Origin of the sequence: Pseudoalteromonas sp. MMG024 (assembly GCF_021654175.1) — a bacterium.
Classification (GTDB): Bacteria; Pseudomonadota; Gammaproteobacteria; order Enterobacterales; family Alteromonadaceae; genus Pseudoalteromonas.
This window is the reverse complement of sequence record NZ_JAKFZO010000005.1, coordinates 69,592-96,556: the sequence shown is the minus strand read 5'-3', so window position 1 is coordinate 96,556 and position 26,965 is coordinate 69,592. Positions and strand designations below refer to the sequence as shown.

26 protein-coding genes and 1 riboswitch are annotated in these 26,965 nt (G+C 41.0%); of the genes, 5 read left to right on the top strand and 21 right to left on the bottom strand.

Annotated features, from left to right (window positions below):
* Position 1 precedes the first annotated feature (1 nt).
* From L1068_RS06265 to L1068_RS06205, 13 genes are all read right to left on the bottom strand, one after another.
* Positions 2 to 1,030, bottom strand: coding sequence for a chemotaxis response regulator protein-glutamate methylesterase (locus tag L1068_RS06265; RefSeq protein WP_239031175.1), 1,029 nt, complete (start codon positions 1,028 to 1,030; stop codon positions 2 to 4).
* Positions 1,031 to 1,038: 8 nt separating this feature from the next.
* Entirely contained in the window at positions 1,039 to 1,647 is a 609-nt protein-coding gene (gene cheD, locus L1068_RS06260) for a chemoreceptor glutamine deamidase CheD (RefSeq protein WP_054978219.1), read from the bottom strand.
* The gene (locus L1068_RS06255) at positions 1,644 to 2,462 is read right to left on the bottom strand and encodes a protein-glutamate O-methyltransferase CheR (protein WP_105173162.1); all 819 of its coding nucleotides are present in this window, start codon (positions 2,460 to 2,462) and stop codon (positions 1,644 to 1,646) included. Before L1068_RS06255 ends, cheD begins: the two co-directional genes overlap by 4 nt.
* Before the next feature lie 53 nt (positions 2,463 to 2,515).
* A complete protein-coding gene (locus L1068_RS06250) occupies positions 2,516 to 5,242 on the bottom strand; it encodes a methyl-accepting chemotaxis protein (RefSeq protein WP_237129530.1) in 2,727 nt (908 codons plus the stop codon).
* Between the two features lie 89 nt (positions 5,243 to 5,331).
* Positions 5,332 to 5,832: a chemotaxis protein CheW gene (locus L1068_RS06245; protein ID WP_054978221.1), complete on the bottom strand. Its 501-nt coding sequence runs from the start codon at positions 5,830 to 5,832 to the stop codon at positions 5,332 to 5,334.
* Positions 5,832 to 7,928, bottom strand: coding sequence for a chemotaxis protein CheA (locus tag L1068_RS06240; protein ID WP_237129529.1), 2,097 nt, complete (start codon positions 7,926 to 7,928; stop codon positions 5,832 to 5,834). The genes L1068_RS06245 and L1068_RS06240 overlap by 1 nt, the downstream gene beginning before the upstream one ends.
* Positions 7,929 to 7,941: 13 nt before the next feature.
* Positions 7,942 to 8,304 carry a response regulator gene (locus tag L1068_RS06235; RefSeq protein ID WP_010561505.1) on the bottom strand — a complete coding sequence of 121 codons (363 nt, stop codon included), beginning with the start codon at positions 8,302 to 8,304 and terminating at the stop codon, positions 7,942 to 7,944.
* 12 nt (positions 8,305 to 8,316) lie between these two features.
* On the bottom strand, positions 8,317 to 8,586 hold the full coding sequence (locus L1068_RS06230; protein ID WP_010561504.1) for an STAS domain-containing protein: 270 nt from the start codon (positions 8,584 to 8,586) through the stop codon (positions 8,317 to 8,319).
* 113 nt (positions 8,587 to 8,699) lie between these two features.
* Complete coding sequence (locus L1068_RS06225) at positions 8,700 to 9,317, bottom strand: SCO family protein (RefSeq protein ID WP_237129528.1); 618 nt, start codon at positions 9,315 to 9,317, stop codon at positions 8,700 to 8,702.
* Positions 9,318 to 10,214, bottom strand: coding sequence for a heme o synthase (gene cyoE / locus L1068_RS06220; RefSeq protein WP_237129527.1), 897 nt, complete (start codon positions 10,212 to 10,214; stop codon positions 9,318 to 9,320).
* Between the two features lie 10 nt (positions 10,215 to 10,224).
* Complete coding sequence (locus tag L1068_RS06215; protein ID WP_237129526.1) at positions 10,225 to 11,217, bottom strand: COX15/CtaA family protein; 993 nt, start codon at positions 11,215 to 11,217, stop codon at positions 10,225 to 10,227.
* Positions 11,218 to 11,226: 9 nt separating this feature from the next.
* Positions 11,227 to 11,751: a hypothetical protein gene (locus tag L1068_RS06210; RefSeq protein ID WP_237129525.1), complete on the bottom strand. Its 525-nt coding sequence runs from the start codon at positions 11,749 to 11,751 to the stop codon at positions 11,227 to 11,229.
* The gene (locus L1068_RS06205; RefSeq protein ID WP_237129524.1) at positions 11,744 to 12,463 is read right to left on the bottom strand and encodes an SURF1 family protein; all 720 of its coding nucleotides are present in this window, start codon (positions 12,461 to 12,463) and stop codon (positions 11,744 to 11,746) included. The genes L1068_RS06210 and L1068_RS06205 overlap by 8 nt, the downstream gene beginning before the upstream one ends.
* A gap of 20 nt (positions 12,464 to 12,483) precedes the next feature.
* Between L1068_RS06205 and L1068_RS06200 the strand changes: the two genes are divergently transcribed.
* Positions 12,484 to 12,702, top strand: a complete 219-nt coding sequence (locus tag L1068_RS06200) for a DUF2909 domain-containing protein (RefSeq protein WP_237129523.1) — start codon at positions 12,484 to 12,486, stop codon at positions 12,700 to 12,702.
* A 13-nt stretch (positions 12,703 to 12,715) separates the two neighbouring features.
* Here L1068_RS06200 and L1068_RS06195 read toward each other — a convergent pair whose 3' ends face one another.
* The 5 genes from L1068_RS06195 to lexA all read right to left on the bottom strand — a co-directional run bounded on the left by L1068_RS06195 (position 12,716) and on the right by lexA (position 17,813).
* Positions 12,716 to 13,594 (bottom strand): cytochrome c oxidase subunit 3, encoded by an 879-nt coding sequence (locus tag L1068_RS06195; RefSeq protein WP_237129522.1) that lies wholly within the window; start codon positions 13,592 to 13,594, stop codon positions 12,716 to 12,718.
* A complete protein-coding gene (locus L1068_RS06190) occupies positions 13,578 to 14,153 on the bottom strand; it encodes a cytochrome c oxidase assembly protein (protein ID WP_010561496.1) in 576 nt (191 codons plus the stop codon). Before L1068_RS06190 ends, L1068_RS06195 begins: the two co-directional genes overlap by 17 nt.
* Positions 14,153 to 15,727 (bottom strand): cytochrome c oxidase subunit I, encoded by a 1,575-nt coding sequence (ctaD, locus tag L1068_RS06185; RefSeq protein ID WP_054978229.1) that lies wholly within the window; start codon positions 15,725 to 15,727, stop codon positions 14,153 to 14,155. Before ctaD ends, L1068_RS06190 begins: the two co-directional genes overlap by 1 nt.
* Entirely contained in the window at positions 15,727 to 16,857 is a 1,131-nt protein-coding gene (coxB, locus tag L1068_RS06180) for a cytochrome c oxidase subunit II (protein ID WP_010561494.1), read from the bottom strand. The genes ctaD and coxB overlap by 1 nt, the downstream gene beginning before the upstream one ends.
* A gap of 338 nt (positions 16,858 to 17,195) precedes the next feature.
* Positions 17,196 to 17,813 carry a transcriptional repressor LexA gene (gene lexA, locus L1068_RS06175; RefSeq protein ID WP_054978231.1) on the bottom strand — a complete coding sequence of 206 codons (618 nt, stop codon included), beginning with the start codon at positions 17,811 to 17,813 and terminating at the stop codon, positions 17,196 to 17,198.
* Between the two features lie 246 nt (positions 17,814 to 18,059).
* Here lexA and plsB point away from each other — a divergent pair, with 246 nt between their 5' ends.
* Positions 18,060 to 20,453 (top strand): glycerol-3-phosphate 1-O-acyltransferase PlsB, encoded by a 2,394-nt coding sequence (gene plsB / locus L1068_RS06170; protein ID WP_237129521.1) that lies wholly within the window; start codon positions 18,060 to 18,062, stop codon positions 20,451 to 20,453.
* Positions 20,454 to 20,494: 41 nt separating this feature from the next.
* Here the strand turns inward: plsB and tesB are convergent, their stop codons facing one another.
* A complete protein-coding gene (gene tesB, locus L1068_RS06165) occupies positions 20,495 to 21,355 on the bottom strand; it encodes an acyl-CoA thioesterase II (protein ID WP_010561491.1) in 861 nt (286 codons plus the stop codon).
* 74 nt (positions 21,356 to 21,429) lie between these two features.
* Here tesB and L1068_RS06160 point away from each other — a divergent pair, with 74 nt between their 5' ends.
* Together L1068_RS06160 and L1068_RS06155 are read left to right on the top strand one after the other, a co-directional pair.
* On the top strand, positions 21,430 to 21,897 hold the full coding sequence (locus tag L1068_RS06160) for an EVE domain-containing protein (RefSeq protein WP_237129520.1): 468 nt from the start codon (positions 21,430 to 21,432) through the stop codon (positions 21,895 to 21,897).
* A 194-nt stretch (positions 21,898 to 22,091) separates the two neighbouring features.
* A complete protein-coding gene (locus L1068_RS06155; RefSeq protein WP_010561489.1) occupies positions 22,092 to 22,340 on the top strand; it encodes a hypothetical protein in 249 nt (82 codons plus the stop codon).
* A gap of 45 nt (positions 22,341 to 22,385) precedes the next feature.
* On the opposite strand, the gene L1068_RS06150 is transcribed toward L1068_RS06155, so the two are convergent.
* Together L1068_RS06150 and L1068_RS06145 are read right to left on the bottom strand one after the other, a co-directional pair.
* A complete protein-coding gene (locus L1068_RS06150) occupies positions 22,386 to 23,447 on the bottom strand; it encodes a potassium channel family protein (RefSeq protein ID WP_237129519.1) in 1,062 nt (353 codons plus the stop codon).
* A gap of 160 nt (positions 23,448 to 23,607) precedes the next feature.
* A riboswitch (cyclic di-GMP riboswitch) is annotated at positions 23,608 to 23,692 on the top strand.
* A gap of 96 nt (positions 23,693 to 23,788) precedes the next feature.
* Complete coding sequence (locus L1068_RS06145; protein ID WP_237129518.1) at positions 23,789 to 25,579, bottom strand: DUF885 domain-containing protein; 1,791 nt, start codon at positions 25,577 to 25,579, stop codon at positions 23,789 to 23,791.
* Positions 25,580 to 25,951: 372 nt separating this feature from the next.
* Here L1068_RS06145 and L1068_RS06140 point away from each other — a divergent pair, with 372 nt between their 5' ends.
* Positions 25,952 to 26,962 (top strand): diguanylate cyclase, encoded by a 1,011-nt coding sequence (locus tag L1068_RS06140; RefSeq protein ID WP_237129517.1) that lies wholly within the window; start codon positions 25,952 to 25,954, stop codon positions 26,960 to 26,962.
* The last annotated feature ends 3 nt before the right edge of the window (positions 26,963 to 26,965 follow it).

Here is a 26,965-nt window from a genome sequence, read left to right as displayed (position 1 = left end):
GTTATTTTTTTGCCCAAGTTGCAACTTCATTTGCAACCGAATCTAAACTAAGAACTTTTTGCGCTGCGTCCAAATCGACTGCAGCGCGCGGCATCCCCCAGACCACGCTCGACGCCTCATCTTGCGCCAAAGTATACGCATCACACTCTTTTAACTTTAACAAACCAGCGGCACCATCAGCACCCATACCGGTAAGTAACGACGCGCACACTTTTTTACCCAAGTTTAATTTAGCAATTGATTTAAACAATACATCGACAGCTGGGCGATGACGATTAACAGGTGCAGACTGAATCACTTTACACATCAGTTTCGTTCCTTTGCTAACCACCGCTAAGTGGTAATCGCCAGGTGCGATGTAAACATGATTAGGCTTAATTTCCTCATCATCCTCCGCCTCTTTAACCGTTAACGCTACTGAACGATCCATACGCTCTGCAAACGAGGCTGAAAAAACAGGTGGAATATGCTGAGTAATAACAATCGGTGGGAAATTTTCAGGCAAACCCGTTAACACTTCTTTAATTGCTTCAGTACCACCGGTTGATGCACCAATTGCCACCAGCTTAGTATTATCAAAAGTGCCCGTAGCCACACTCGCCACAGGAGTAGTTACGGGTTTTATCGCTCGTACACGAGCTTTTGCTGCTGCTCTTATTTTTTCGTGTAAGGTTTGCGCGTAACCATGCAGTTTGTCACCAACTTGTTGTGTTGGTTTGGCAACAAAGTCAACGGCTCCTAATTCTAAGCATTCAAGCGTAATCGGTGCGCCTTGCTGAGTTAAGGTCGAAATCATCACAACGGGCATTGGCCTTAGTCGCATCAAATTTTTTAAAAAACTCACGCCGTCCATTTTTGGCATTTCTACATCGAGCGTTAGCACATCTGGATTAAGTTTTTTAATTAGATCCCTTGCTTGATACGGATCATTTGCCGTACCAATTACTTCAATATCCTGTGCTTGCTGCAAGACCTCAGTCAGTACCGCTCGAATCAATGGTGAGTCATCAACTACTAAAACCCTGATCATCTTAATTCCTAAAATAGCTCGATATCTGTATGCGTATCTTGCTCTTCAATTTCGTGAAGATATTTAAATTCACGTTGTTGAATTGTATCGTTGTGCATACTTCGGAGTTTTTTTACCTGTGCTTTGCCTGTAGTGGGATTAAACAGCACTTTTCGCGGCCAAGGCCCACCAACATCATGGGACTCAACTTGCAGCCCCTCATTTTTTAAAAATTGCGACACAAATATAATATTACCTTCGCCAATGTCGCCCATTCCGCGAATTATCTTGCCACCACCAAAAATTTTAATTTTAAAGTTATCGCGATTACCACCATTTTTAATAATTTCATTAATCAAAAACTCCATCGCCCAGTTACCATAGCGACAGCTTAAACTATCAATGCTCGCGTTATTATTTGCCGGAAGCATAAAGTGGTTCATGCCGCCGATACCCATTTTGTAGTCATAAACACATGCTGATATACACGAGCCCAGCACCGTAGAAATTAATTCATTTTGTTTAGTCACATACACTTCGCCAGGTAAAATTTTCGCAACAACGGCGTCACGGCCCCTATCCCAATAACGTTTTATGTTTTCAAAGCCATTAAGGCACTGCTTAAAATTCTCGTTCAAAGTGCCTTCCTGTACATGGTTTTACCAAGCGCTACAAATTCCGTTTGTGTCTTATTCATACTTTCTGAATGGCCTAAAAATAAATGACCTTGTGAACATAACTGAGCAGCATAGCGTTGAAACAACAGTTCTTTTGTTGGCTGATCAAAGTAGATCACAACATTACGACAAAAGATCACGTCAAATTCACCTTTCATAGGCCACTCTTGTAATAAGTTAAGCCGCTTAAAGTAAATTTTGTCTCTCAATTCAGGCCTCACTTTAAACAGGCCACTTTGCTTATTTCGCAGAAAAAAGCGTTTTTTTAGGCCATTATCTAAACCTGTAATTGAGTTTTCTGCGTATTCACCCGCGCTTGCTTTCGCCAGTACATTTGAATCTAAGTCCGTTGCTAATATCTTTACATCCCAGTTAGACGGAAACTTATCAGCCAAAGTCATCGCTATCGTATAAGGCTCTTCACCTGTCGAGCAGCCCGCTGACCATATTCTCACTCGCCTTGAGCTTTTATTGCGTTCAAGAATTTGAGGAATAAGCGTTTCACGCAAAAAATCGAAATGATACGGTTCACGAAAAAATGAAGTTAAATTGGTGGTGATTGCATTAATAAAATGACTAAACTCGTCACGCTTATGCTGATCAAGGTAAGTAATATACTGTGCAAAACTTGCCAAATTTAATGCACGAATACGGCGTGCCAAACGAGAATAAACCATTTCGCGTTTGTGGCTACCAAGCACAATACCACAGGCTTCGTAAACCATTTTCGCGATCAACTCAAACTCTTGATCTGTTAGCAGAAATTCCTTCGCCACAATGACTCCTAGAGTAAGCTAGGCAGAAATCTATGCCTAGCTTTAACGAACAGTTAAAACTCTTCCCACTCTTCGCTGCTATCGGCGAAATCATCGCCCGATGGAACCGAGGTTATTTGCAGGCGCTCACTACGCGAAGCAACTTTTGGGGCGCTTTTTGCTGCTGGTCGCTGTGTTATCATCGGAGACTCAATACTATGATTACCGCTAGTATTAAAGAAACTTAATAACTGACGCATGCCATTTGCTTGTTCCGCCATGGATTCACTCGCCGCAGAAGCTTGCTCTACAAGCGCGGCATTTTGCTGAGTCATTTCATCCATTTGCGTAATGGCTTTATTAACCTGCTCAATACCCGAGCTTTGCTCTTCAGATGCAACCGTTATGTCAGCAATCATTTCTGTTACTCGCTGCACTGAGGCAACAATCTCTTGCAGCGTACTACCTGATTCATTCACCAGTATCGTTCCGTCTTCAACTTTGCTCACACTGTCTCGGATTAGCTCTTTTATTTCTTTAGCTGCTGCGGCTGAACGTTGTGCTAAATTTCGCACTTCACCAGCTACAACCGCGAAGCCTCGCCCTTGCTCACCTGCTCTTGCAGCTTCTACTGCAGCATTCAGTGCAAGTAAGTTAGTTTGGAATGCAATCTCGTCAATAACACCTATGATGTCTGCAATTTTCTTGCTGGCTTGATTGATTTCAGCCATGCTTTCTACCGCACGCTCAACCACTTCTCCGCCTTGTTTAGCCTTCACTTGGGTGTCGTTGGCAAGTTCATTCGCGACTTTTGCATTATCTGCATTTTGGCGAACAGTGCTGGTCATCTCTTCCATGCTTGAAGCCGTTTCTTCTAATGAAGACGCTTGCTCTTCGGTACGCTGACTTAAATCAGTATTACCTTGCGAAATTTCTTCCGCGCCACTGGCAACAAGATTAGAAGACACACTGACTTTTTCGATCACTTCGGTTAGCTTTTCTGCGGTAGTATTTGCATCGCGTTTTAACTTATCAAATGAGCCTAAGTAATCGCTCTGAATACGCTTGGTTAAGTCACCATGCGCCATGGCATCAAGCATTTCTGCCGATTCAGTAATTACCTCATCGGATATTTCAACTAATCTATTAAGTCCTTGTGCAAGGTTTAAGAAGAAGCCTTGTTTACCCGATTGATCGATACGTGTATCTAGTTCACCTTGCGATGCCGCTGTTACAAGCTCGTCAATTTCTTTCTCAATTGCCACCTCAGCAGTTCTATCTAGCCATTCTACAACCGTGCCCAAACGCTCTTGATTATCGGAGAAGATAGGATTCGCAGTAAGCGCAAAGGTACGACCGCCGACCAAAATTTCAGTGCTATACGTTGATGTCAATCGCTCTATCATTTGTTGCTGATGCGCTGGGTTTTTGTGGAATACATCCATATTTGAACCCATTAATGACGACGCACTAAAGTTAGGTAAATCGCGCTTAATGTCGGATTCGGCATTGCGCATCATATTTAACACAGCACTATTCATATACACAATTTCATTACTCGCATTAGCAATCATAGTGTTGGTATTAACCGTATCAAGTGCTTGGCGAACTCGTGAATTTTCAGCAGCAATTGCCTCCGCTTCTCTTTGCGCTGCCAATTCATCGGTCAAATCTTGCCACTCGACAATGGTACCAATGCGTTCACCTTCGGTATTCAGCCAAGGTGTAGCAATTAGCGAAAAGGTTAGTTCAGCAACCGTGATTCTGGTGCGATACACATCTTTAAGCGCAGCTAGCATTTTTTGTTGATGGCTTGGGTCTTTGTGGAAAACATCAACACACTGCCCAATTAAGTTGTTGGCATCAAAGTTTGACAGCACTTTACGAATTGATGCTTCGCGACTTTTAAGCATTTTTAAATTTTCATCGTTAATGAAAACTATCTTTAAGTCATTGTCCGCAATCATTACATTTGCTTGACACACTTTAAGTGCATTTGCACGGTTGGCGGCCAAGCGCGCTTGAAATTCAGCTTCTTTTTGCTCAGTGATGTCACTCGCATATTTCACAACTTTAAAAGGCTTACCATTTGGATCAAAAATAGGATTGTAAGACGCCCTAATCCATACATTTTTTCCGCCGTTGCCAATTCGTTTATAGTCACCAGTACAAAACTCACCACGATTCAATTTTTGCCAAAAATCTTTATAGTCCTGACTCGAAGCGTAGTCTGGCTCTGCAAACATACTATGATGTTTGCCAACAATCTCATCTAATCGATAACCCATAACACTGCAAAAGTTATCGTTTGCTGTGATGATTGTGCCATCAAGGTTAAATTCAATAACCGCTTGAGATTTACTAATCGCAGCTAACTGTCCAGCAGCATCAGCTGATGCTATTTTCTGCTCGGTGATATCAGTGGCATATTTAACAACCTTACTAACAACACCATGTTCGTTGACAACAGGGTTGTATGACGCTTGAATCCAAATCTCTTTGCCTTCGGCATTAATACGATTGAATTCTCCAGAGATAAACTCACCACGCCCTAGCCGAGCCCAAAACTGACTATATTCAATATTATTAGCCTGTTCAGGTGGCACAAACATGCGATGATGCTGTCCTTGAATTTGCTCTAAGCGATATCCCAACGCATTTAAAAAGTTAGTGTTAGCTGTAATTACAGTACCATCAGGTTTAAACTCAATCACAGCTTGAGATCGACTTAAGGCTTCTAAAATTAAATCACTCTCAGATTTCCCAGATGCTGCGTCTGGTGTTTTGCTAGACCACCACATATCAATCTCCACCCTTTTTTATTTGATTGCATTTCATTATCGGCTTTACACTCGCTTAGCACTCACCAGTTGATGAGCTATTGTTTTTATTAGTCCGGCTCTTTAGAAAGATTCAACACCCGTTTTAAATCTAACAACACAACCATTTTTTCACCGACATTGACCAGACCATGAACAAACTCAGTATTTTCAGTATTAGTTACATCAGGCACATCGCGCGCGTCAGACTCTGAAATGCTATAAACATCTGATACTGCATCAACAACTAGTCCCATAATTTTATCGCCACTTTCCAGATCAACTTTGACCACGATTACAACTGTGACTGAACTATACGGCACCTGCGGCAAGCCAAATCGCGCCCGTAAATCAATAATCGGTACTATTGTGCCGCGCAGATTAATGGCACCTTTGACATAACTTGGCGAATTGGGAATTTGAGTTATTTCTTCCCAACCACGGATCTCTTGTACTGCGAGAATATCGACACCATATTCTTCATCTGCCATCATAAAAGTCAGAAACTGGCAGATATTCTCTTCTTGATTCTCTTCGCTCGACTCGAGAAGATCATTTGCTATCGCTTCCATCAAGCTTCCTCACTTTCTATCGGCTCAATTGCAAGCTCAGAAGTGCCTGCTTTTTTCAGGCCCGCTAATTTGATTAGCCCAGTAATATCAATAATTAGCGATACTCTTCCGTCACCTAAAATAGTTGCGCCAGAGACCCCTTCTACTTTCTGATAATTAGCTTCCAAGCTTTTAATGACGACTTGTTGTTGTGCCAGTAAATCGTCAACTAATAACCCGACTTTTTGGTTGTCACTTTCAACAATAACCAGCAGGCCTTTATCAAGATCTTCAATTGCACCGCTGTGATTAAAGATTTTATGTAATCGTAAAATAGGAATATATTCATCGCGTAAGCGTAAAACGTTTAAGCCGCCGCCCACGCAATTCACCATTTTCAGATCAATTTGTAATGACTCCACAATAGAAATCAGCGGAATGATGTAAGTATGTTGAGCAACGGTCACTAACTGGCCATCTAAAATAGCCAAAGTAAGCGGTAGGCGAATCGTAAAGGTTGAACCAATACCTTGTTCTGAAGTAACCTCAATTGAGCCATTCAGCGATTGGATATTGCGTCTTACTACGTCCATACCCACGCCGCGGCCAGAGATGTCACTCACTTCATCTGCGGTTGAAAAACCGGGCATAAAAATTAGCTCATTAATTTCATCATCCGATAAGTCGTCTGAATCGCTAATTAGGCCGTTTTGAATCGCTTTTTGTTTGATTTTTTGTGTATTTAAGCCAGCACCATCGTCCATAATCTCAATAACTATGTTACCGCCTTGGTGAAATGCATTAAGTGTAACGGTGCCAACTCTTGGCTTACCCGCTTCTTCCCGCTGCTCTGGCGTTTCTAGGCCATGATCCAGTGAGTTTCGCACCAAGTGCACCATAGGATCTGAGATTTTTTCCATTACTGTTTTATCAAGCTCAGTTTGCTCACCAAGGAGTTTTAGTTCGACTTCTTTTCCTAGTTTTTGCGATGTGTCTCGCACTAAACGGGGAAAGCGACTAAATACAAAACTGATTGGCAGCATGCGAATTCGCATCACACTTTCTTGTAAATCACGTGTGTTATGAGCAAGTTGTGCAAGCCCTTCTTGCAAGGCCATTAATTTGTTTTCGGTAATTTCTCCTTCACCAAGCTGTGTAAGCATTGCTTGAGTAATTACCAGCTCGCCAACCATGTTAATTAGTGAGTCTACTTTATCAATGCTGACTCGAATTGACGTACTTTCGGTGGAACCACTTTTCGCAGATGCTTTTGCTGCTGGCGCAGGTTTGTCACTTATACTTTCAGCTGTTGGCGTTGGAGCCTCTTCAGTAACTTGCTCACTTACATCTTCTGATTCAGATTCTACGGGGTCGTCACCAAACAATCCGCCACACAAGGTGATAGTGATTTCGGCATCATCTTCAACCCACTCAAATACTTCTTTTATCGCCTCTTCGCCTTTATCGGTTTCGAGATAAAAGCACCAATTTAAAAAACATTCGTCAGCCGCAAGGTTATGAATATCAGGTACATCATCTAAATTCACAGATACGTCGAGCTGACCTAGTTCTGCCAACTCTTCAATCAAATAAATGGGCTCATTACCCGTTTTAAATAAATGATGTTGCGGCTTAAAAATCACTTCGTAGGTATCAAGTGCACCGTGCTCCACCGGTGGATTATCGTTGCTACTTTTTGTAGCTGCTGGTGTACTAGCTGGCTGTGACTCACCCGCTAAAATTGCCTCAAACTTTTCTTTTAACTGAATTGCCGTCGTTAGGTCTGTTTCTTGATTATTTTGTAAATCACCTAACATTTCGCGCAAACAATCAACCGACTGCAAAAGCAGATTCACATGTTCGGCGGTTAATTCTCTGCTGCCTTCACGGATTTGGTCTAAAAGTGTTTCTAAAACGTGGGTAAAGTCGGAAACATGTGTGAAGCCAAAGGTTCCACTTCCGCCTTTAATAGAATGCGCGGCACGGAAAATAGTATTAATCGTCTCGTTATCTACATCACCAGGTGTGAGGTTGAGTAACTCCGATTCCATGACATCCAAACCTTCAAGGCTCTCTTCAAAGAAAACCTCAAAGAATTGGCTTAAGTCTATGCTCATGCCGCCTCCTGATTTATCGGATGACTTTCTTAATAACTGCTAATAACTGATCTGGATTAAATGGTTTTACGATCCATCCAGTGGCGCCAGCGGCTTTACCTTCGGTTTTTTTATCCAGTCCCGATTCGGTAGTAAGCATTAGCATAGGCGTAAACTTGTAGGCAGGTAGCGCTCTTAATTCTCGAATAAGTGTAATGCCGTCCATAATCGGCATATTCACATCGGAAATAACCGCATCAAAGCTGTTGCCTTTAGCGATTTCTAACGCTTCGCTTCCGTCTTTCGCTTCTGTTACATCGAAACCGGCTTTTTTAAGCGTAAAACCAACCATTTGTCTCATTGATGCAGAATCATCAACCGCCAAAATCTTTTTCATACAGACCCCAAATTATTGTTCTGATAAGGCAAGAAAATCTTGCACTCCCAATGTTTTTGCTGCAGCAAATAACGCATCACTTTTGCCATGCCACGTAATTTGATGCTGAGTTTCCGCTAGATTTTTTTGCAACGAACAGAGTAGTTGAATTGAAGCGGTATCAGCGCGAGTAACCGAGGAAATATCCAGATCAATACTCGATTGTTTCGATAATAAATCTAAAAGAGATTCTTTAAGCTCAGAAACTGAGTTTATGACAAGCTCAGCAGGTAACTGATACATAATTTTCTTTCCTTGTTCGCTTAAAATTAAGCGTAGACCCAGAATGAAAATTTGCCAAAATAATATCGATTTAATTAAAGCTAATTAATGCGTTAGCAGATCATAAATCGATACTAATTGCTGTAATACCCAATAATTGAGGTCAGATCTTGTGTCATTTCACTTTGATTAATTAATGGTATTTTGCCTTTGGCAAATTCAGGTTTAAAAATGGCTCTAACCGCGCCATTTGGGTCGACTAACGTGACTGATGCACTGTGGTCAACTGTGTAATTTTCCGACTCACCATCATCATGAATGGCGTACACTAAACCTAGGTTTCGAACAAATGGAAATAAATGCTTATGTTCTGCTGAAACAGCAGTGAAATCGGGGTTAAAGTAATCAATGTACAGCTTGCGTTTTTCTGCGTTATCACGCTTAGGATCAACCGATACAAACCATACATTTATGGCAAAATTAGGCGATAACTCTTTTGTTATCTGAGTTAATTTTGCCAATGTCATTGGGCAAATATCCGGGCAACTTGTGTAGCCTAAAAATAGTAGCGTCCAGTTACCCTTTAAGTTTTGATTAGTAACCTGTTGGCCATTTTGGTCTTGCAACACAAATGGCTTAACAATCTTAGCCTCTTGATAGAGTAATGCGTTTGTTTGCGGAGGTGATTTTGGGCCGCAACCCAAAACCATAAAGATTAAAGATGTAACAATTAATAGCTTAAATTGGCTCATTTAAATCAACCACTTATCAATAAATAGTGCGATAAATAGTATCATAAGTTGCCAAATGGAATAGATAAATAGCTTTATCGCAGACTTTTCTTTGGCAGAAAATTTTAACTCCCAAGCACGGTACATAAACACGCCATTGAGTAACACACTTACCGCTAAATAAAAGTTTCCTGACATACCAATTAAAAACGGTAAAACACAAACCAATGTCAATAAAACACTATATAACAACACCATTGTTTTGGTGAACTCAATACCATGCGTTACTGGCAACATGGGGACTTTTGCGTTTTCATAATCTTTCTTACGATCAATGGCTAATGCCCAAAAGTGCGGTGGTGTCCAAGTGAAAATTATCATCACTAATAACCATGGCTCTGCAGACATTGAACCAGTTTCAGACACCCACCCTAGCAGCGGCGGCATCGCGCCGGCAAAACCTCCAATCACAATGTTTTGTGGCGTGCGTCTTTTTAATACCAGCGTATAAATAAACGCATAACCGACTAAAGCAACCAAGGTAAGCCAAGCGGTCAGCCAATTTGCGTAAGCAACTAACATGCAAAACCCAATAACTAATAGCGTAATTGAAAAGACAAACGCCTGACGATTTGTCACGCTGCCGGTTGCGACTGGGCGCGAGTCGGTGCGCTTCATTTTTTTATCTATATCGCTATCAACAATATGGTTAATCACCGCGGCACTACTGGCTAATAATGCGATACCTACTATGGTTAACATCTGCTCTAGCAAGGTTCGCCCAACGTAGGGTGCCAAACCTTGTCCAACCACTGCGGTAAGCGCTAGCAACATCACAACTTTGTGTTTACAAAGCACCAAATATTCATGAACTTTAGCGCTTAATGAGCGCTGAAATTGTAAGACATAACTGGTCATAGTTTACTCCCTAGCACTTGCTTTTAATGAGATATGCAAGCCGAACACAACTTAAAAGTAGCAATAATGCTGTCATATTATGAATAAGCGCAATATTGAGCGGGATATGCATCAAAATTAAGCTAACTCCCAGCGCTATCTGACAAAACAACACCACCCAAATATGGTAAACAGCTCGTTTTATTATTGTTGAATAACAGTCTTTTAGAATTTTAAAACCAGCCCAAAGCACCACAAACGTGGTAACCATCGCCCAAATGCGATGGAAAAAGTGAATCGACATACGCGCTTCAGCCGACAATACCCCAAACTCATAACTGGCGTGATCATTCGGTAATTGGAAAATACTCGTAAATGAAAAACGCTCAAATGTATTAGCGCCGCACAAAGGAAAATCTGCACAATGTGAGGCCGCGTAATTTGCCGCTAACCATCCACCTAATGCAATTTGCGAAACAACAAAGCTCAAAGCGATTATTGCCAAGCTATAATGAGGTTTAGCGCCCGAATCACCACCAGGGATGCGCTCTGTGGTAAGCCTGATATAGAGTAAGAACAACAGGCTCATAATCGTAAAACCACCGAGCAAATGTCCCATCACGATGAGCGGCTGTAAATTCATAGTGACTGTTAACATGCCTAACGCAGCTTGAAATACGACTAGCCCCAGAATTAATAACGGTAGCTTCACTGGCGCTAATCGATGTTGCCGTTGCTTAAATGCCATTATCGCAATAAGCAAAATAATAATGCCCAGCGTGCCGGCAAAATAGCGATGGATCATTTCTTTCCACGCTTTTCCTTGATCGACTTCATGTGTTGGAAAATGTGTTTCGACTTTTTCTAGCTCATGCACTTCATTTGGTACAGTTAAAAAACCATAACACCCAGGCCAATCGGGGCAACCTAAGCCCGAGTCGCTAAGTCGTGTATACGCGCCCAATCCCACCACAACAAATGCAAAAACACAGCCAAACAGTACAATTTTATGATATTGATTCATTCGCGCCTCCTATGCTCTGCTGCGGCTATAATTGAGCAGTTTTTTAAGGTCTTTAATAAGCCCTCGTTTCATATTATTGTCTGACTGCAGCTGATAATTAACGGGATACTCAAGCACGATTAAACCGTGATGATCGACTAAATAAATTGCATCTGATTCAATAGCAAGTGTTTGATTTTCAAGTTGTGTAACAGCATTTTCATGTGCAGTTAAATTAGTCAACAGCAATGCCTGCTGGCTGCTCGAAAGGGAAAATGCCCCCACATATAAATTATGTTTACCAAGCACATCAAACACATTTTTAATTAGTTTTTTTCGGGTTTCGCAATGCTGCGTACAAACGTCTTCCGACAACGTAACGAGCGACCATTTAAGTTGAGATTCTGCCGGCCATTTTTCAATTTTTTGTTCATTTTCAACAAAATGCCCGAAATTAGTTTGTGCGGGTTCAAGCCAATTAAACTTTAACGCCAAAAAAGCAGTTAACGCTGGCGCTAAAAAACAAATAATAAAAAGTCCAAGAGTCTTATTCATGTGCACTTCCTTTTCGATACATAGCCGCACCAATCACAATCGCAGCGAGAGCAAGTAAAATCCACTGCAAGGCGTACGCTTTGTGTTTATCTGGCGACATATTAATAACTTGGTAATGAAATTCACCCAGCGCACTGTCCGGCTGCGCATAAAGAATATACGGCGCGAATGGCTGCTGGAGCGCACTTGCTGCAAACTCTGGCGTAATGTATTGCAACCGTTGTCCTTGGCGTAATTCAAGATCATTTGATACCAAGTTAAAGCTGGTAAAGTTACCAACCTTTAATAATGCGGTGAGTGTTAGTTGCTGCGGCAAGCTTACTTCTGGTAATTGCTCTCGGTTGAACGAGCCCGCAAACCAGCCAAGATTAACCAGCCACCAGCGTGAAGAATTTTTTGGTTTCACGGCAGCAATCAAGTCGTAACCAAAACGGCCATTAACCACTTGATTATCAAGCCACCAAAACTGTGAAGAGACTTCCCCTGATAGTGATACTTTAAGTCCCGTTGCAAGCCAATCGCTTGGTAAACTAGCGAGCTGATACCAAGGAATAACCCCTTGTTGGCTAAGCTGATCTAGTTTTTTAATAATCGTTATTTTTTGCTGTGATCTTTGATACTGCCACACAGCTAAACTCGCGCATATTAATGCTACAGTTGTTGTACACACTAGCAGAGTGATGCTTTTTGCACTATTCTGGATTAACCGCATATAGCAAACTCCCTAAACCTATGTTGATAAAATTAATTATCGTATTCTTATTGTTTTACATCGTTTTTAGTTTGTTTAAAGCACTGTTTTGTATGCTTAAAAGCGACGCTGCTGCAAACTCTATGTCCCATTACTTAGGGCGCCGAGTGTTATTTTCTGCAATTGTTCTGATGATTATTTTGCTGGCAATGCTGTTTGGCATCATCACACCAAACAGCAATCCTTATACTGTTAGTTAGTGGTTATTGACCTTTAAAGTACGTAAACAAAGACAAACAAACACAACCATACAACATCAACAAAATGCCAATACCAAGCTGCAGCTTGGAAAGCAAAGTGCTTTTCTTCACTAAAGTGCCCTTTTAAAATTCGTATAAATACGACAAATAAAATGAGCGTGCCTAACGTGACATGCATGCCATGAAAGCCAGTTAGCAAAAAGAACGTGTTGCCATATATACCTGAGTCCAGTGTTAAACCTAGATCTTGATATGCATGAACGTACTCCTCTCCTTGTAGCACTAAAAATATCGCCCCTAAAGCAATAGTAAAGCCAAGCATTGCCTTTAACTGCGTGCGTTTTCCATGCTCAATTGCGGTGTGTGCAAAATGCAAAGTAACCGATGAGGTTAAAAGAATAATCGTGTTGATAAGTGGTAAACCTTGCCAACCCATTACTTGTGTTTCTGTACCACCTGGCGTACTGACTAGAGGCCACACAGCTTCAAATGAAGGCCATAGTACTTCGTTTGTCATCGCGTTATTACTATCACCACCGAGCCAAGGTACAGCAAATGTACGGGCATAAAATAGCGCTCCAAAAAATGCCATAAAAAACATCACTTCAGAGAAAATAAACCACGCCATCCCCTGCTTAAACGAGCGGTCCATTTGCGATGAATAAAGCCCACCTTGAGATTCATCAATCACATTTTTAAACCAACCAAACAGCATATAAAGTAAAACCGCAATGCCTAAGATTAAAATGTGAAAACCAAAACCACCTTGCTGCTTAGCAGTTTGCATTACTGCTAAGCCAGATCCAATGGCAATTAAGAACAGAGCAACAGCACCCACAATCGGCCATTGGCTTTGCTCAGGTACATAATATTTTTCATATTGAGTTTTCATTAACTAACTCTCCATCGCGCTTGCTATTGCTTGCAACTTTACCTTCAACATCTGCTGTAATATCGTAAATGGTATACGACAAGGTCACTTCATGAATATCATTTGGCAAGGTTTCGTCGAGGTAAAAGAGCAATGGTAAATCCGCTGAGCCTTTACTTGTCAGCGGCTGTTGATTAAAACAAAAGCAAGACACTTTATGTAAATATTTAGCCGCCCGACCTGGTGCTACTGACGGTACGGCTTGCATTATCTTGTTGCTACTCGAAAGGTTTTGCGCAATAAACTCTATGCGCTCCATTTCACCCGGGCTAACGTCAACACTGTAGCGTTTAGCTTTGACTTTAAACGGGGCGCCAGCTTGCGCGTGTGTGATAAATGTAACGCGTACACTGCGCGATTCATCACTTTGCGCACTCACTTGGGCCTGCTCCATATTAGGTTTTCCATTCAACCCTGTGATATCACAGAAAACGTCATAAAGTGGTACCAGCGCAAAGGCAAACGCAAACATTAATAAACTGGTTAAGATTAGCTTTTTGAGTAGCTTAACGTTATTCATTACTTCACTTCCGGCGGTTCAGAGAACGTATGATAAGGTGCAGGTGATGCAACTTCCCACTCTAACCCCTCAGCTCCATCCCACACTTTGGCAGGTACTTTTTCGCCACCTTTTGCACACTTATAAACAACGGCAACAAAAAGTAATTGAGATAAACCAAAGGCAAAGCCACCAATACTGATCAATGCATTAAAATCAGCAAACTGCAGTGCATAGTCAGGAATACGCCTCGGCATACCCGCTAAGCCCACAAAATGCATTGGGAAGAACAGAATGTTTACGCTAATTAGCGATAACCAAAAATGGGTTTTAGCAAGGCCTATGTGATACATGTTGCCTGTCCACTTTGGTAACCAATAATAAGCGCCTGCCATTATCGAGAATACAGCCCCCGTTACCAACACATAGTGGAAATGAGCAACCACAAAGTAAGTATCGTGATACTGAAAATCGACCGGTGTTATTGCCAACATCAAACCTGAGAATCCACCTAAGGTGAATAACACAATAAAGGCAATGGAAAACAGCATCGGCACTTCAAAACTAATGGAGCCGCGCCACATTGTCGCCACCCAGTTGAAAACTTTAACCCCCGTGGGCACAGATATCAGCATGGTGCTATACATAAAGAACAACTCCCCCGCCAATGGCATGCCAGTGGTAAACATATGGTGCGCCCATACAATAAATGACAGAAACGCGATTGATGCTGTGGCATACACCATTGAGGCATAGCCAAACAGTTTCTTGCGTGAAAACGCTGGAATAATCGTCGAGATAACACCAAACGCCGGTAAAATCATGATGTAAACTTCAGGGTGCCCGAAGAACCAGAAAATATGCTGGAACATTACAGGGTCGCCGCCGCCTGCCGCGTTAAAGAAATCTGTGCCAAAGTATTTATCAGTTAGCACCATAGTCACCGCCCCAGCAAGTACCGGCATCACCGCAATTAATAAAAATGCAGTAATTAACCACGTCCACACAAATAGTGGTAATTTCATATACGTCATGCCCGGTGCACGCATATTCACTATGGTTACAATTACATTAATTGCTCCCATAATTGAGCTAATGCCCATAATATGCACCGCGAAGACAAATAGTGCCGTATTATCATTGCTATACGTGGTTGATAGTGGAGCATAGAACGTCCAACCAAAAGCTGGGCCGCCGCCTTCCATAAATAACGACATAAGCAGAATGAAGAACGCAAATGGTAGAATCCAAAAACTCCAGTTATTCATGCGCGGTAGTGCCATATCTGGCGCGCCAATCATCATAGGGATCATCCAGTTTGCCAAGCCAGTAAACGCAGGCATAACTGCACCGAAAACCATGATTAGGCCATGGACTGTGGTCATTTGGTTAAAAAAGTGTGGCTCTACAAATTGTAAGCCTGGTTGAAATAATTCGGCACGAATAACCAGTGCCATTGCGCCACCAGTTAAAAACATTAACAGAGCGAATAACAGATAAAGCGTACCGATATCTTTATGGTTAGTTGTAAATAACCAACGTTTTAAACCTGTTGGCGCATGATGGTGGTGATGAGATTCAGCTAGTGTTGTCATTATTGTGCTTCTCCCACAGATTCTTGAATATCACTTGGTTGCACTGAATCGCCAGTGTTGTTACCCCAAGCATTTCGCTCATAGGTCACTACTGCCGCTAATTCTTTTAGTGACAACATTTTGCTGTAGCCTTGCATTGCTGTTGCTGGCTTGCCATGAACCACAATATCGATATGTGCTTTAACATCGCCAAGTGCTATTGGGCTATCTTTTAGCGCTGGGAACACACCTGGCAATCCCATTCCAGTAGGTTGGTGACACGCAGCACAATTAGCCATATACACTTGTTCTCCTAGCGTCATTAGCTCATCTTGCGATAATGTAAGATCAAGTGACGCTTTTTCTGCGGCCGCTGCTTGCGCTTTTTCAAGCTGCGCATTTGCCAACCACTGTTCAAACTCAGCAGGCTCTTTAACTTCAACAACCACTGGCATAAAACCATGGTCTTTTCCGCATAACTCTGCGCACTGACCGCGATAAATACCGGTCTCATTGACCTTAGTCCACGCTTCGTTAATAAAGCCTGGGTTCGCATCTTTTTTAACCGCGAATTCAGGTACCCACCAAGAGTGAATTACGTCGTCCGAAGTCATTAAAAAGCGTACTTTTTTTCCTTTTGGGATAATAAGAGGTTTATCAACATCTAACAGGTAGGTTTCTGTTTTTTGATCTTGATTGGTGATTTGTTCACGTGGAGTCGAAAGAACAGAATAGAACGACACATCGTGGTCAAGATATTCATAATGCCATTTCCATTGTGACCCTGTGACTTTAATCGTTAGGTCAGCTTTAGTGGTGTCCTCCATGGCAATCAAGGTTTTGGTTGCAGGCACTGCCATACCAATCAAAATTACAAATGGAATTGCGGTCCATAGTATTTCAATTTTGGTACTTTCATGAAATTGAGCAGGCACTGCTCCTTTTGATTTACGGTGATGAATTATTGCCCAAAACATAATGGCAAATACTACTAATCCAATAACGCAACAGATATAAAAAATTGTCATATGGAGCTCGTAGACATCACGGCTGATGTCTGTCACCCCAACAGGTAAGTTATATTGACTCGTCCCAACTGCTAAAAAAGGAAAGCTCAATAGTAACCATAAGGATAGTTTCACTAGCCTCATGCTCGCTCCTTAGCTAATTATTATTATGTTGTTAGGAAATGGTCAGTGAAAGTTTTAGCGATTAAATCGCACGACGCACTACAGCATCACTCCATTTTCTTTATTATATTTGTTTTCTAAAAGCCGCACTTTGCTTAAAAAGAAAACAAGGTTACTACTAAGGTCTAGTAAACGATTAAATTTTACGCAAGTCAAATTTAAGATAAATTTTTTATAAATCTATAAGTTAGCGATTTTTGAAGATGTAAAAATAGAAGGGGTTATTGCAAGAAATAGGGGATTTTAAAGCAGAGTGAGGCTAGTAAAATTACTCACTAGCCACCGTCAATAAAAGTGTATTACATCCAGTCGGCATTTCTAATAACGCCAACCGCAAGGCCTTCGATATTAAAATGATCATGCTCTAAATCGACTTTAATTGTGTCAAATTCGTCATTTTCTGCATGTAATAGTACTTGTTTTCCTGCTTTTTCAAAACGCTTTACCGTTACATCTTCATCAACACGGGCTACAACTACTTGGCCATTGTTAGCCACTGGTGTGCGATGAACAGCCAGCAAATCACCGTCCATAATGCCAATATCCTTCATACTCTCACCACGTACACGCAGTAGGAAATCTGCACATGGGTTAAATAGGTTAGGATCAACTTGATAATGGCTTTCAATGTGCTCATTAGCCAAAATAGGTGAACCTGCGGCAACTTGACCAATTAACGGTAAACCTAATTGCTCGGGTTCATCTTCTTCCACTAAACGAATACCGCGGCTAGCGCCGGGCACCATTTCAATTACGCCTTTTTTGGCTAATGCTTTTAAATGCTCTTCTGCAGCGTTTGCACTTTTAAAACCGAGTGTCGATGCGATTTCTGCGCGCGTTGGCGGCATGCCAGTATCTTTAATAAATACTTTAACAAGTTCTAAGATTTGTGCCTGACGTTTTGTTAATGGTCTCATTCACTGGTTTTCCATACAGTACAGATAACTGTGAGTATATACAGTTATTCTTATTTCGCAACTTTTAATTATTTGATAATTAGCACTATGCTTAGTTACAGACGATAATTACTGCAAATCAAAAATCATCTCTGTAAATTGCTTTATTTTTCCTCTGGCACGACCAGTTATTTAATCTTTTAGAGTTAACTGGTATGCTAGCGCCCCTTTTGTTTTTAGGTTGGTGTTATGAAGTTGGTTGGCTCTATGATTCAGTGGTTTGCAAACGGTATGAACAAGCTTTTAGTGCGTTCGAAAATAGTACCTGAACACCCATTAGACAACCTCGCAATAGATAAAAACAAGCCGACCGTTTACATCACATTATTAAATTCTTTTTCTGATTCAGCCGCATTACGCAGCACCTGTAAAAAACTCGGTTTACCTGACCCTCAGGTCACACAGCAAATTGGTGATAAACAAGTTCCAAGGTACATTCCAATTCATCATCGCTCGCCACTATTTGGTAAAGCCAAAAAAGACAGCCCAGCGCTCGAAATTAGTGAAGAGATATTTGCAGCGTTAAAGCAATCAGACGTTACCGATTTACAAGTTATTCCGGTCACCATTTTATGGGGACGCAATCCAGGCAAAGAAAAGCCTGGCCTTGGCACTATTTTATCCAGTTCTCTTACACCAAGCTGGTTGCGTAAAGTATTTGTGGTATTACTGTCTGGCCGCGACAACTTAATTCGTTTTAGTCGTCCATTAGAACTATCGCAACTTACTAGTAAGCAACAAAGTGATGATTTACCGCATAAACTCATTCGCGTTGCCCGTGTTCACTTTAAACGTCAGAAGCTCGCTGCGCTTGGCCCTAAACTGCCATCTCGCGATCAGTTGTATCAAGGTCTTTTAGCATCAAGCACTGTCAAAGCCGCGATTGAAGATGAAGCAAAAAGTAAAAACATCTCAATTGTTGAAGCACGACAAAATGCCATAAAACTGGTTGATGAAATTGCTGCCAACTATAACGAATCAATGATAGGTGTTTCTGAGCGCATTCTTACGTGGCTGTGGACCAAGTTATACAATGGTATTGAAGTAAATAACCCGGAACGAATTCAAGAGCTGACCGACAAAGGCCACGAAATCATTTATATGCCGTGCCATCGCAGTCATATGGATTACTTATTACTTACTTATGTTATTTATCATCAAGGTTATGTGCCACCGCATATCGCAGCAGGTATAAACTTAAGTTTTTGGCCTGCAGGCCCAATATTTAGACGCTGTGGCGCCTTTTTCTTACGCCGCTCGTTCAAAGGCAACAAGCTTTATTCCGCAGTGTTCCGTGAATACTTAAGCCAGTTATTTATAAAAGGCTACGCTGTTAAGTTTTATACCGAAGGTGGCCGCAGCCGAACTGGCCGTTTACTTCCACCTAAAACCGGTATGTTAGCGATGACATTACAATCAATTTTGCGCGGTATTGATCGTCCAATTTCAATCGTGCCTGTATATATTGGGTACGAGCATGTAATGGAAGTAAACACTTACCTTGGTGAACTTGCTGGACAAAAAAAGAAAAATGAATCCGTACTGGGCGTATTCAAAACATTACGTAAGCTCAAAAATTATGGTAAAGGTAATGTAAACTTTGGCGAGCCAATCAACATTAACCAATATCTTACCCAGCACCAGTCAAATTGGCGCGACAGCATTGCTGCAGATGAAAAGCCTAATTGGCTAACGCCAATGGTTGGCAAACTTGCTGATTCAGTGATGGTCAACATCAATAATGCGGCTGCGATCAATGCCGTTACTTTAATGTCATCTATTTTGTTAAACACCGAAAAACAAGCGATGACGCGTAACGAGCTCATTGCTTGTATGACAAACTACCTGAGATTGCTTGAATTAGCGCCTTACAGCAAAGATGTCAGTGTGCCAAACAAAAGTGCTGAAGAGCTGCTTGAACACGCACTCACGTTAGATAAGTTTGAAGTGATTACGCAAGGGCGAGTTAAAGTAATCCGTATTCAAGACACACAAAAAGTATTATTGAACTATTACCGTAATAACGTACTGCATTTATTCGCAGTACCAAGTATAATTAGCTCAATCTTAATTAGCCAAAAACACATTTCTCGCGACCATCTAATCAAGCAAGTTAACGCGTTATATCCGCTCTTTAAACAGGAGTGGTTTATGCAACCGTATTGCGAAACATATCTAAATGACTCACTTGAAGCCTTGAGCGGTATTGGGTTATTAACCGTTGAAAACGATGCAATTTCAGTTAATCCTAGCAGCAAATCTCTAGCTCAGCTTAACTTGTTAGCACGCTTTATCCAGTGCACATTAATTCGCTATGCCAGCGTAATTAAATTAATTCTGGCAAGTGACAGCATTTCGCGCGACCAGCTTGAAACGCAAAGCCAAGACTTTGCGCAACAGCTTGCACAGCTATTTGGTATCGATACACCAGAATTCTTCGATAAAAAAGTGTTGTCTGGCTTTATTAGCACGCTTAAGCAAAACCACATGATTGATGATTGCGAACAAGGCCGCATCACAGGAAATGAGACAACGAAGCAGTTGAGTCAAATTATTCTAAAACAGCTTAATCCAAGTATTGCCTGTGCACTTGAAGACTAGCCGTTATCTGCAACAAAAAAAGGCGGTACACACCGCCTTATTTATCCATATTTTCTAATCACACCTTCTTGAATCGTCGAGGCAATTAACTCACCTTTTTGATTAAAGAACTGCCCTCGCACCAACCCTCTACCACCACTTGCAGAAGGGCTATCTACTGCATATAAAATCCATTCATCTAAACGGAATGGACGATGAAAGTACATCGCATGGTCAATGGTCGCTACTTGCATATCTGGTTGTAAAAATGACAAACCGTGCGGTTGTAACGCTGTAGGTAAAAATTCAAAATCAGAAGCGTATGCCAGCAAATATTTATGTACTCGCGGGTCATTTGGCATATCACCATTAGCTTTAAACCATACATAACGCTCAGCAAGGGTTACTTCTGGCTTAAACGGATTTTGAAAATTAACCGGTCGCATTTCAATTGGCTTGTCACAAATAATTTTATTGCGAATTTTTTCCGGGATCAGTTCTTTGTGTTCGCGATAAACATCCAATGAGGATGGCAGCTTTTCAGGGCCTGGTACATTAGGCATCGCCGCTTGGTGAGTAACCCCCTCTTCATCCACTTGAAAAGAAGCAGTCATATAAAATATCGGCTTACCAAATTGAATCGCTTTAACTCTGCGGGTGCTAAAACTGCGGCCATCGCGTATGTTCTCTACATCATAAACAATCGGGTGATCAACATCGCCTGGTCTTAAAAAGTATGAGTGCAGCGAGTGCACCTGCCTATCTTCTGCAACGGTTTCTTTTGCAGCAGATAGCGCTTGCCCCATAACTTGACCGCCAAAAACAGCTTTAAAACCAAGATCTTGGCTAGGGCCACGATACAGCCCCTGCTCTATTTTTTCTAACTTCAGCAATGCTAAAAGATCGTTTAGTACCTGACTCATAACACTATTTCGTAATTTCCTAGTATCGCTATAATAGCAAACACCTGTCACTTTAACATTAGCGAGAATAGGTAATGCATTATTGGTTATTTAAAACAGAGCCTGACGAATTTTCTATCGACGATTTAAAAGCAAAAAATGACGAGATTTGGGATGGTATTCGCAATTATCAAGCACGTAACTTTCTGCGCGACCAAGTGGCGCTAGGCGATCTCGTATTTATCTATCACTCTAGCTGTAAACAACCCGGCATTGTTGGCATTGCTAAGGTAATTAAAACAGCCTTTGCCGATCCTTCTCAATTCGATGCGCAATCAAAGTACTTTGACGCTAAAGCAACACCCGATAACCCAAGATGGATAAGTGTTACATTAGAATTCGTTGAAAAGTTACATATTATTCCACTCACCAAACTTAAAGCCGATCAGCAATTGGCAGATATGCATTTAGTGCAAAAAGGTAGCCGACTATCAATTCAACCGGTGCGAAAATCTGAGTGGCAATATATACTCGATAAATACACTAGCAATTCACTTAAATAGCCACGTAACAGAGCAGCCAAATAATTTGTTTAAAGATTGAATTAACTCACAGAGTGACGTTTGGTATGTTTCTCGCTGTTGCAAACATGAAATTGCACCACGATTTGCAAGTATATGAAGTAAGCAGATCGGACTAGACACTATTCTTTTTAATAGTTTAGTATAAGTTGTCTAATTTTTAATTGCGAAAGATTATGTCTGCTTTAACAAATAAGCCTACAGCGGAGAGAAGGCAAGGAGAAGGCGATTTAAATGCCTTTTGGAGCAACTTAAGTTTTGCCCAAAAAGTCGAATTAAATAAATTAAATCGCTATGGTTATCAACTTGCTTTTGCGCGAAAACTAGAAGAAAACTACCTAGCATTCGCAAGATGTGATACTAGCTATGCAACAATCGACTATCTTGGTGAGGTCGATATGGAACCACATTTTCGCATTCGCTAAAAAAGGCAACCTAGGTTGCCTTTTTATTCGTTGTTTAATGCACTATTACATCGATTGCCAATCGACTTCGTCACTGAGCACTCGCTCAACAGACATATAATGCAAAATGTCGCCCTGTTTTATTTCCATTTCTAGCGGCGGATTCAAGTCTAATCCCTCACCGATACGGTTATGCGCTACACCTAAAATGGTCGCATCAAACTGCTTTTTAAAGTGAAAAAATAACGCTTCAAACTTAACATTTTGCTTAATGTCACCGACTTCCAAACTAAACTGAGTATCACCATGTAACGTTGAAAGCAGCTCTTCTTGAATACGACTTGAACCTGGATCTTGCATCGAGCGAACCAAAATTTCTACCGACTTCGAGCTCGTAGATTCCACGTTTTTACAGTGCTCTCGCAACATCTCACTTTTACTTTCATCAAGAAAGTACGCGCTGATATGGCAAGATGAATGCACTAAGCGACTGATTTTCAGCGCTGTAGTAAACGTATGATCATCATCGTTGCCATCAACGATTACTTTATCAGCACCATCAATTGCCACACGTTTAAGTTCATCAACATCAGTGAAACTTGAAAGGCGAACAAAATCCACGTGTGGGTTATCTGAAAACGGATGCGTCATCTGCTCGTCAACGGCCAATAAAATTCGTCGCTCAAGGCGCTTATTATCAGCCAAAATATAATTAATCATCTTACGTGTGCGCGAAGGATGATAACCAAAAATTAGAATGTGTTCGCTTTGCCCTGAATAATCTTTATCGCCCGTCATAGATGCCTTGATTAACCCCGTAATACTTTGTCCAACTTTACCTAACACCACACCAAACAGTGCTAATCCAATAGGAATTTGCACCAAGGCGACAAATAGTTTTCCCCAATCGGAGCTGGGACTTAAATCGCCATACCCAACCGTCGAAGTGGTCACTATGTAGTAATAAATAAATTGATTTATCCCTAATAACTCTGTTTCTTTCGCTGCAAATAAACACACCCAAGTTAAGAGCATATGTGCTGCCACCAAAGAAACAACCGACGTCCAACTTACGTAGTGAATATGGCGTCGAATAGCTACTAGAATTTTCTTTATAACTAAGTTCATGATAAATATTGTTTATTTTACTAATGATACGCACTGTAGCGCCATCTAATAAGTGGAGCAAGCAGTACTTGAAATTATCTCAGTTTAGATTGCAGTAAAAAAACAGCAAATTGATAGGCAAAATAATGAAACCCGTTCTAGACTTAATTTGAACTGTTAAGTTCGACAAAGGCAAACTCAGCGAAAGCTGATGACGCAAAGCTATCGGTCTAAGGGAGCATTCCTATGATTGCGAAGCTGCCACGATAACAGATCGGGGGCTATGTAGGCTGCTTCGAAACCATCTCACGAATATAAGAATCATGGGACTTTGGAGCAGCCTTTATTTTAGCAATACACCCTTACGCTTTTTTCGCCGTTTCGATGTATGCGTCAATCTGTTCTTCGAGTAAATTCAGAGGAAGTGAACCGTTTTTCAAAATTTGAAAGTGGAACTCTCTAATATCAAACTCGGCCCCCAGCGCTTGCTCTGTCTTTTTACGTAAGCGCTTAATGGTTAACTCACCAATTTTGTATGATAATGCTTGGCCAGGCCACGAAATATAACGATCTGTTTCAGTTTTAATATTGTGTAGCGACAGCGCAGAGTTATCCTGCATAAAGGTCATTGCGCGCTCACGGCTCCAACCAAACATATGCATACCTGTGTCGACAACTAAACGTGCCGCACGCCACATTTCATAGGTTAAACGGCCAAAATCACTGTAGGCATCTTGGTAAAAACCCATTTCTTTGCCGAGGTATTCAGAGTATAAGCCCCATCCCTCGCCAAATGCTGAAATATAGTGACTGCGACGATAACCCGGCACATTTTCTAATTCTTTATTGAGTGATATTTGTAAATGGTGACCCGGCACCGCTTCGTGCAATGTTAATGCTTCTAACACATAAAGCGGACGCTTATCTAAGCCATATGTATTTACCCAATAATATCCTGGCGCAGTGTCTTTGTTCGCACCGACATAACGACCTGTTGTATATTTAGGCGCGATTGAGTCTGGCACTGGCGCTACCCCATAAGGTGTGCGTGGTAGCAGTTTAAAAAATTTAGGTAATTGCGCATCCGCTTTTTTGGCAATATACGATGCTTCTTTCAATAACTCTTCAGCAGATTTGGCATAAAATTGCGGATCAGTTCGTAAAAATTGCACAAACTCAGCAAAACTACCTTTAAAACCTGTTGAGTCAATGATTTGCTGCATTTCTTCTCGAATCCGCTTCACCTCAGCTAAACCAAGCTGGTGTACCTGCTCCGCAGTCATATCAGTTGTGGTGTAATGCTTAACACGATTTTGATAAAACTCACTGCCATTTGGCGTGGTTGAAATACCAATTTCGGCACGTGCATTCGGCGCATATTCGGCTTCAAAGAAAGATAAATAACTTTGGTACGATGGAATCACGCTGTTGCTTATAATCGATTGCGCTTGCGTTTTAAGTTTTACAAAATCAGCGTCAGAAATGTGCTCTGGCTTGTTTTTAAATGGCTTATAGAACTCCGACTGTTCTGGGCTTTTTACAATAAATGCATTAATTGAGTCCTCATAACCTAACAGCACTGGTTTTGGCTGAGTGAGCCCTATCGCAATCCCCTTTTTCATCCACGCTATATTCTGCTCAAAATAACGCGGTACATCTGCAAGGCGTTTTAAGTAAAGCTGATAATCTTCAACGGTTTTAAAGCTGCTGCGCGATACCATAAATGACAATGCAGAGTGAAAACCAAACTCAGAGGTTAACGGCATATAGTGTGCATTAAAGTCATACTCATCTACCGTATTTTGTACTTGAGAAACAATAATCGCGTGGTTAATTCGGTTTTGCTCATCCAACGCGTTCACATCAACGGCGTTTAATCGCGCTAAAAACGCAACATTCTCGGCGTGATTATTAGCTAGAAACTCAGGTGATAAATTTGGTAAAAAGTAACCGTTAACACCTTCTTTTTGCTGATACGGATCAGTGCTTTTACGATATGCCACAATGTCATTCGCAACACTTTCAAAAACACTCACGCTCTGCGCTTGCACACTCATTGAACTAGGCTTTGTGATATCTTGAGTAGATTGGCAACCTACCAATAAAGTACTAGATAATGTCAACGCAATTAAGGATAAATTGAACGGTTTCATAAACAATAACCAAAATAGAAAATTGACTCAGCATACGCAAATTCAATTTTTAATCTCAACCAATTTGCGACCAAGTAAGTAAATAATTGCAAAAAATCATAAATTACTTAATTCAAATACTCTTAAACCCAACAAAATCAATATAGTAAATACCGGTATAACACACCTTTGGGTTCATCTTGCCAAAATCACATAATGCCACCAGTTAAATTTAAGCTAAATAAAAGCGATTTTTTTTAATAATTAATAGACTTTTCCTATTCCCAAAAGATAAAAATTGTTTTCTAATTACTTTGGACTTCAAGGGATGAAGGTTGCTAGTAATTTAGGGTGAATATTTAAGCAGTAATTAACCACTGAGGTTGGGATTTTATGAAGTACCATGATTCCATGGCACAAGCACAGCAAAAAATGACGGAGGTTTGCTGGTTTTTAGAAAGGTATAACTTACCACCAATTCCGATCAATTATCATACGATCTATAGCTATATCTCAAAATCTCATGATGCGCTGTGCGAAGAAATTGAAGCACTGCTTGCTGCCGACGAAAAATTAGATAGTTACATCCTAGAAAATCTATTTAACCGCTATTTATCTGAGCACGATTCAAGCCAAAAGCAGCTTGTTAAAGGTGTGTCAGAAACAATTGATATTATGGATAATTCAGTTGACCAAAGTAGTGATAGCGTAAACAAGTATATCGCCACATTAGATAGCAGTTTAGTTGCCATAGACGATGCAGATATCAGTGAAGCAAAACAGCTTATTGCTGACTTAATTGATGCGAGCTATGAGCTAAAAGGTTCGCAACAACACGTGCATGAATCATTATTACAGGCAAGACAAGAGCTTAAAAATTGCCAGCAACAACTGCAACAAATTGAAAAGCATCGCCATGTTGACCCTCTAACCGGCCTATATAAAGAAACTTATATGGTAGACAAAGCTGCGGTTTGGGTAGAACAAGGTAAATCCCTGTGTGCTATAGCCATTGATATTGATGACTTTAATGACTTTAATGAGAAGTATGGTCAAGCGGTAGGTGATGTTGTAATTGGTAAAGTTGCCAAAAAAATTCGTTCGTACGTGCAAGACAGTGGTCTACCCGTGCGTACTAAAGGCAAAGAATTTATGATTTTACTGCCTGACGTTAACGTACAAACAGCAAAAGAAATCGCGGAGCGTATGCGCTCTGGCGTAGAAAAGCTAAAATTCATAAGCTCTCGCAGTGGTAAGCGCTTACCAACATTAACCGTCTCATTAGGTATTAGCGAGATGAAAGAAAAAGAGCAAGATCTTAAGCAGTTAACAGCAAGCGCCAGACACTCTGTCGCAAGAGCCAAACTTCAAGGTAAAAATAACGTATTTTATAATACTCATTAGGTT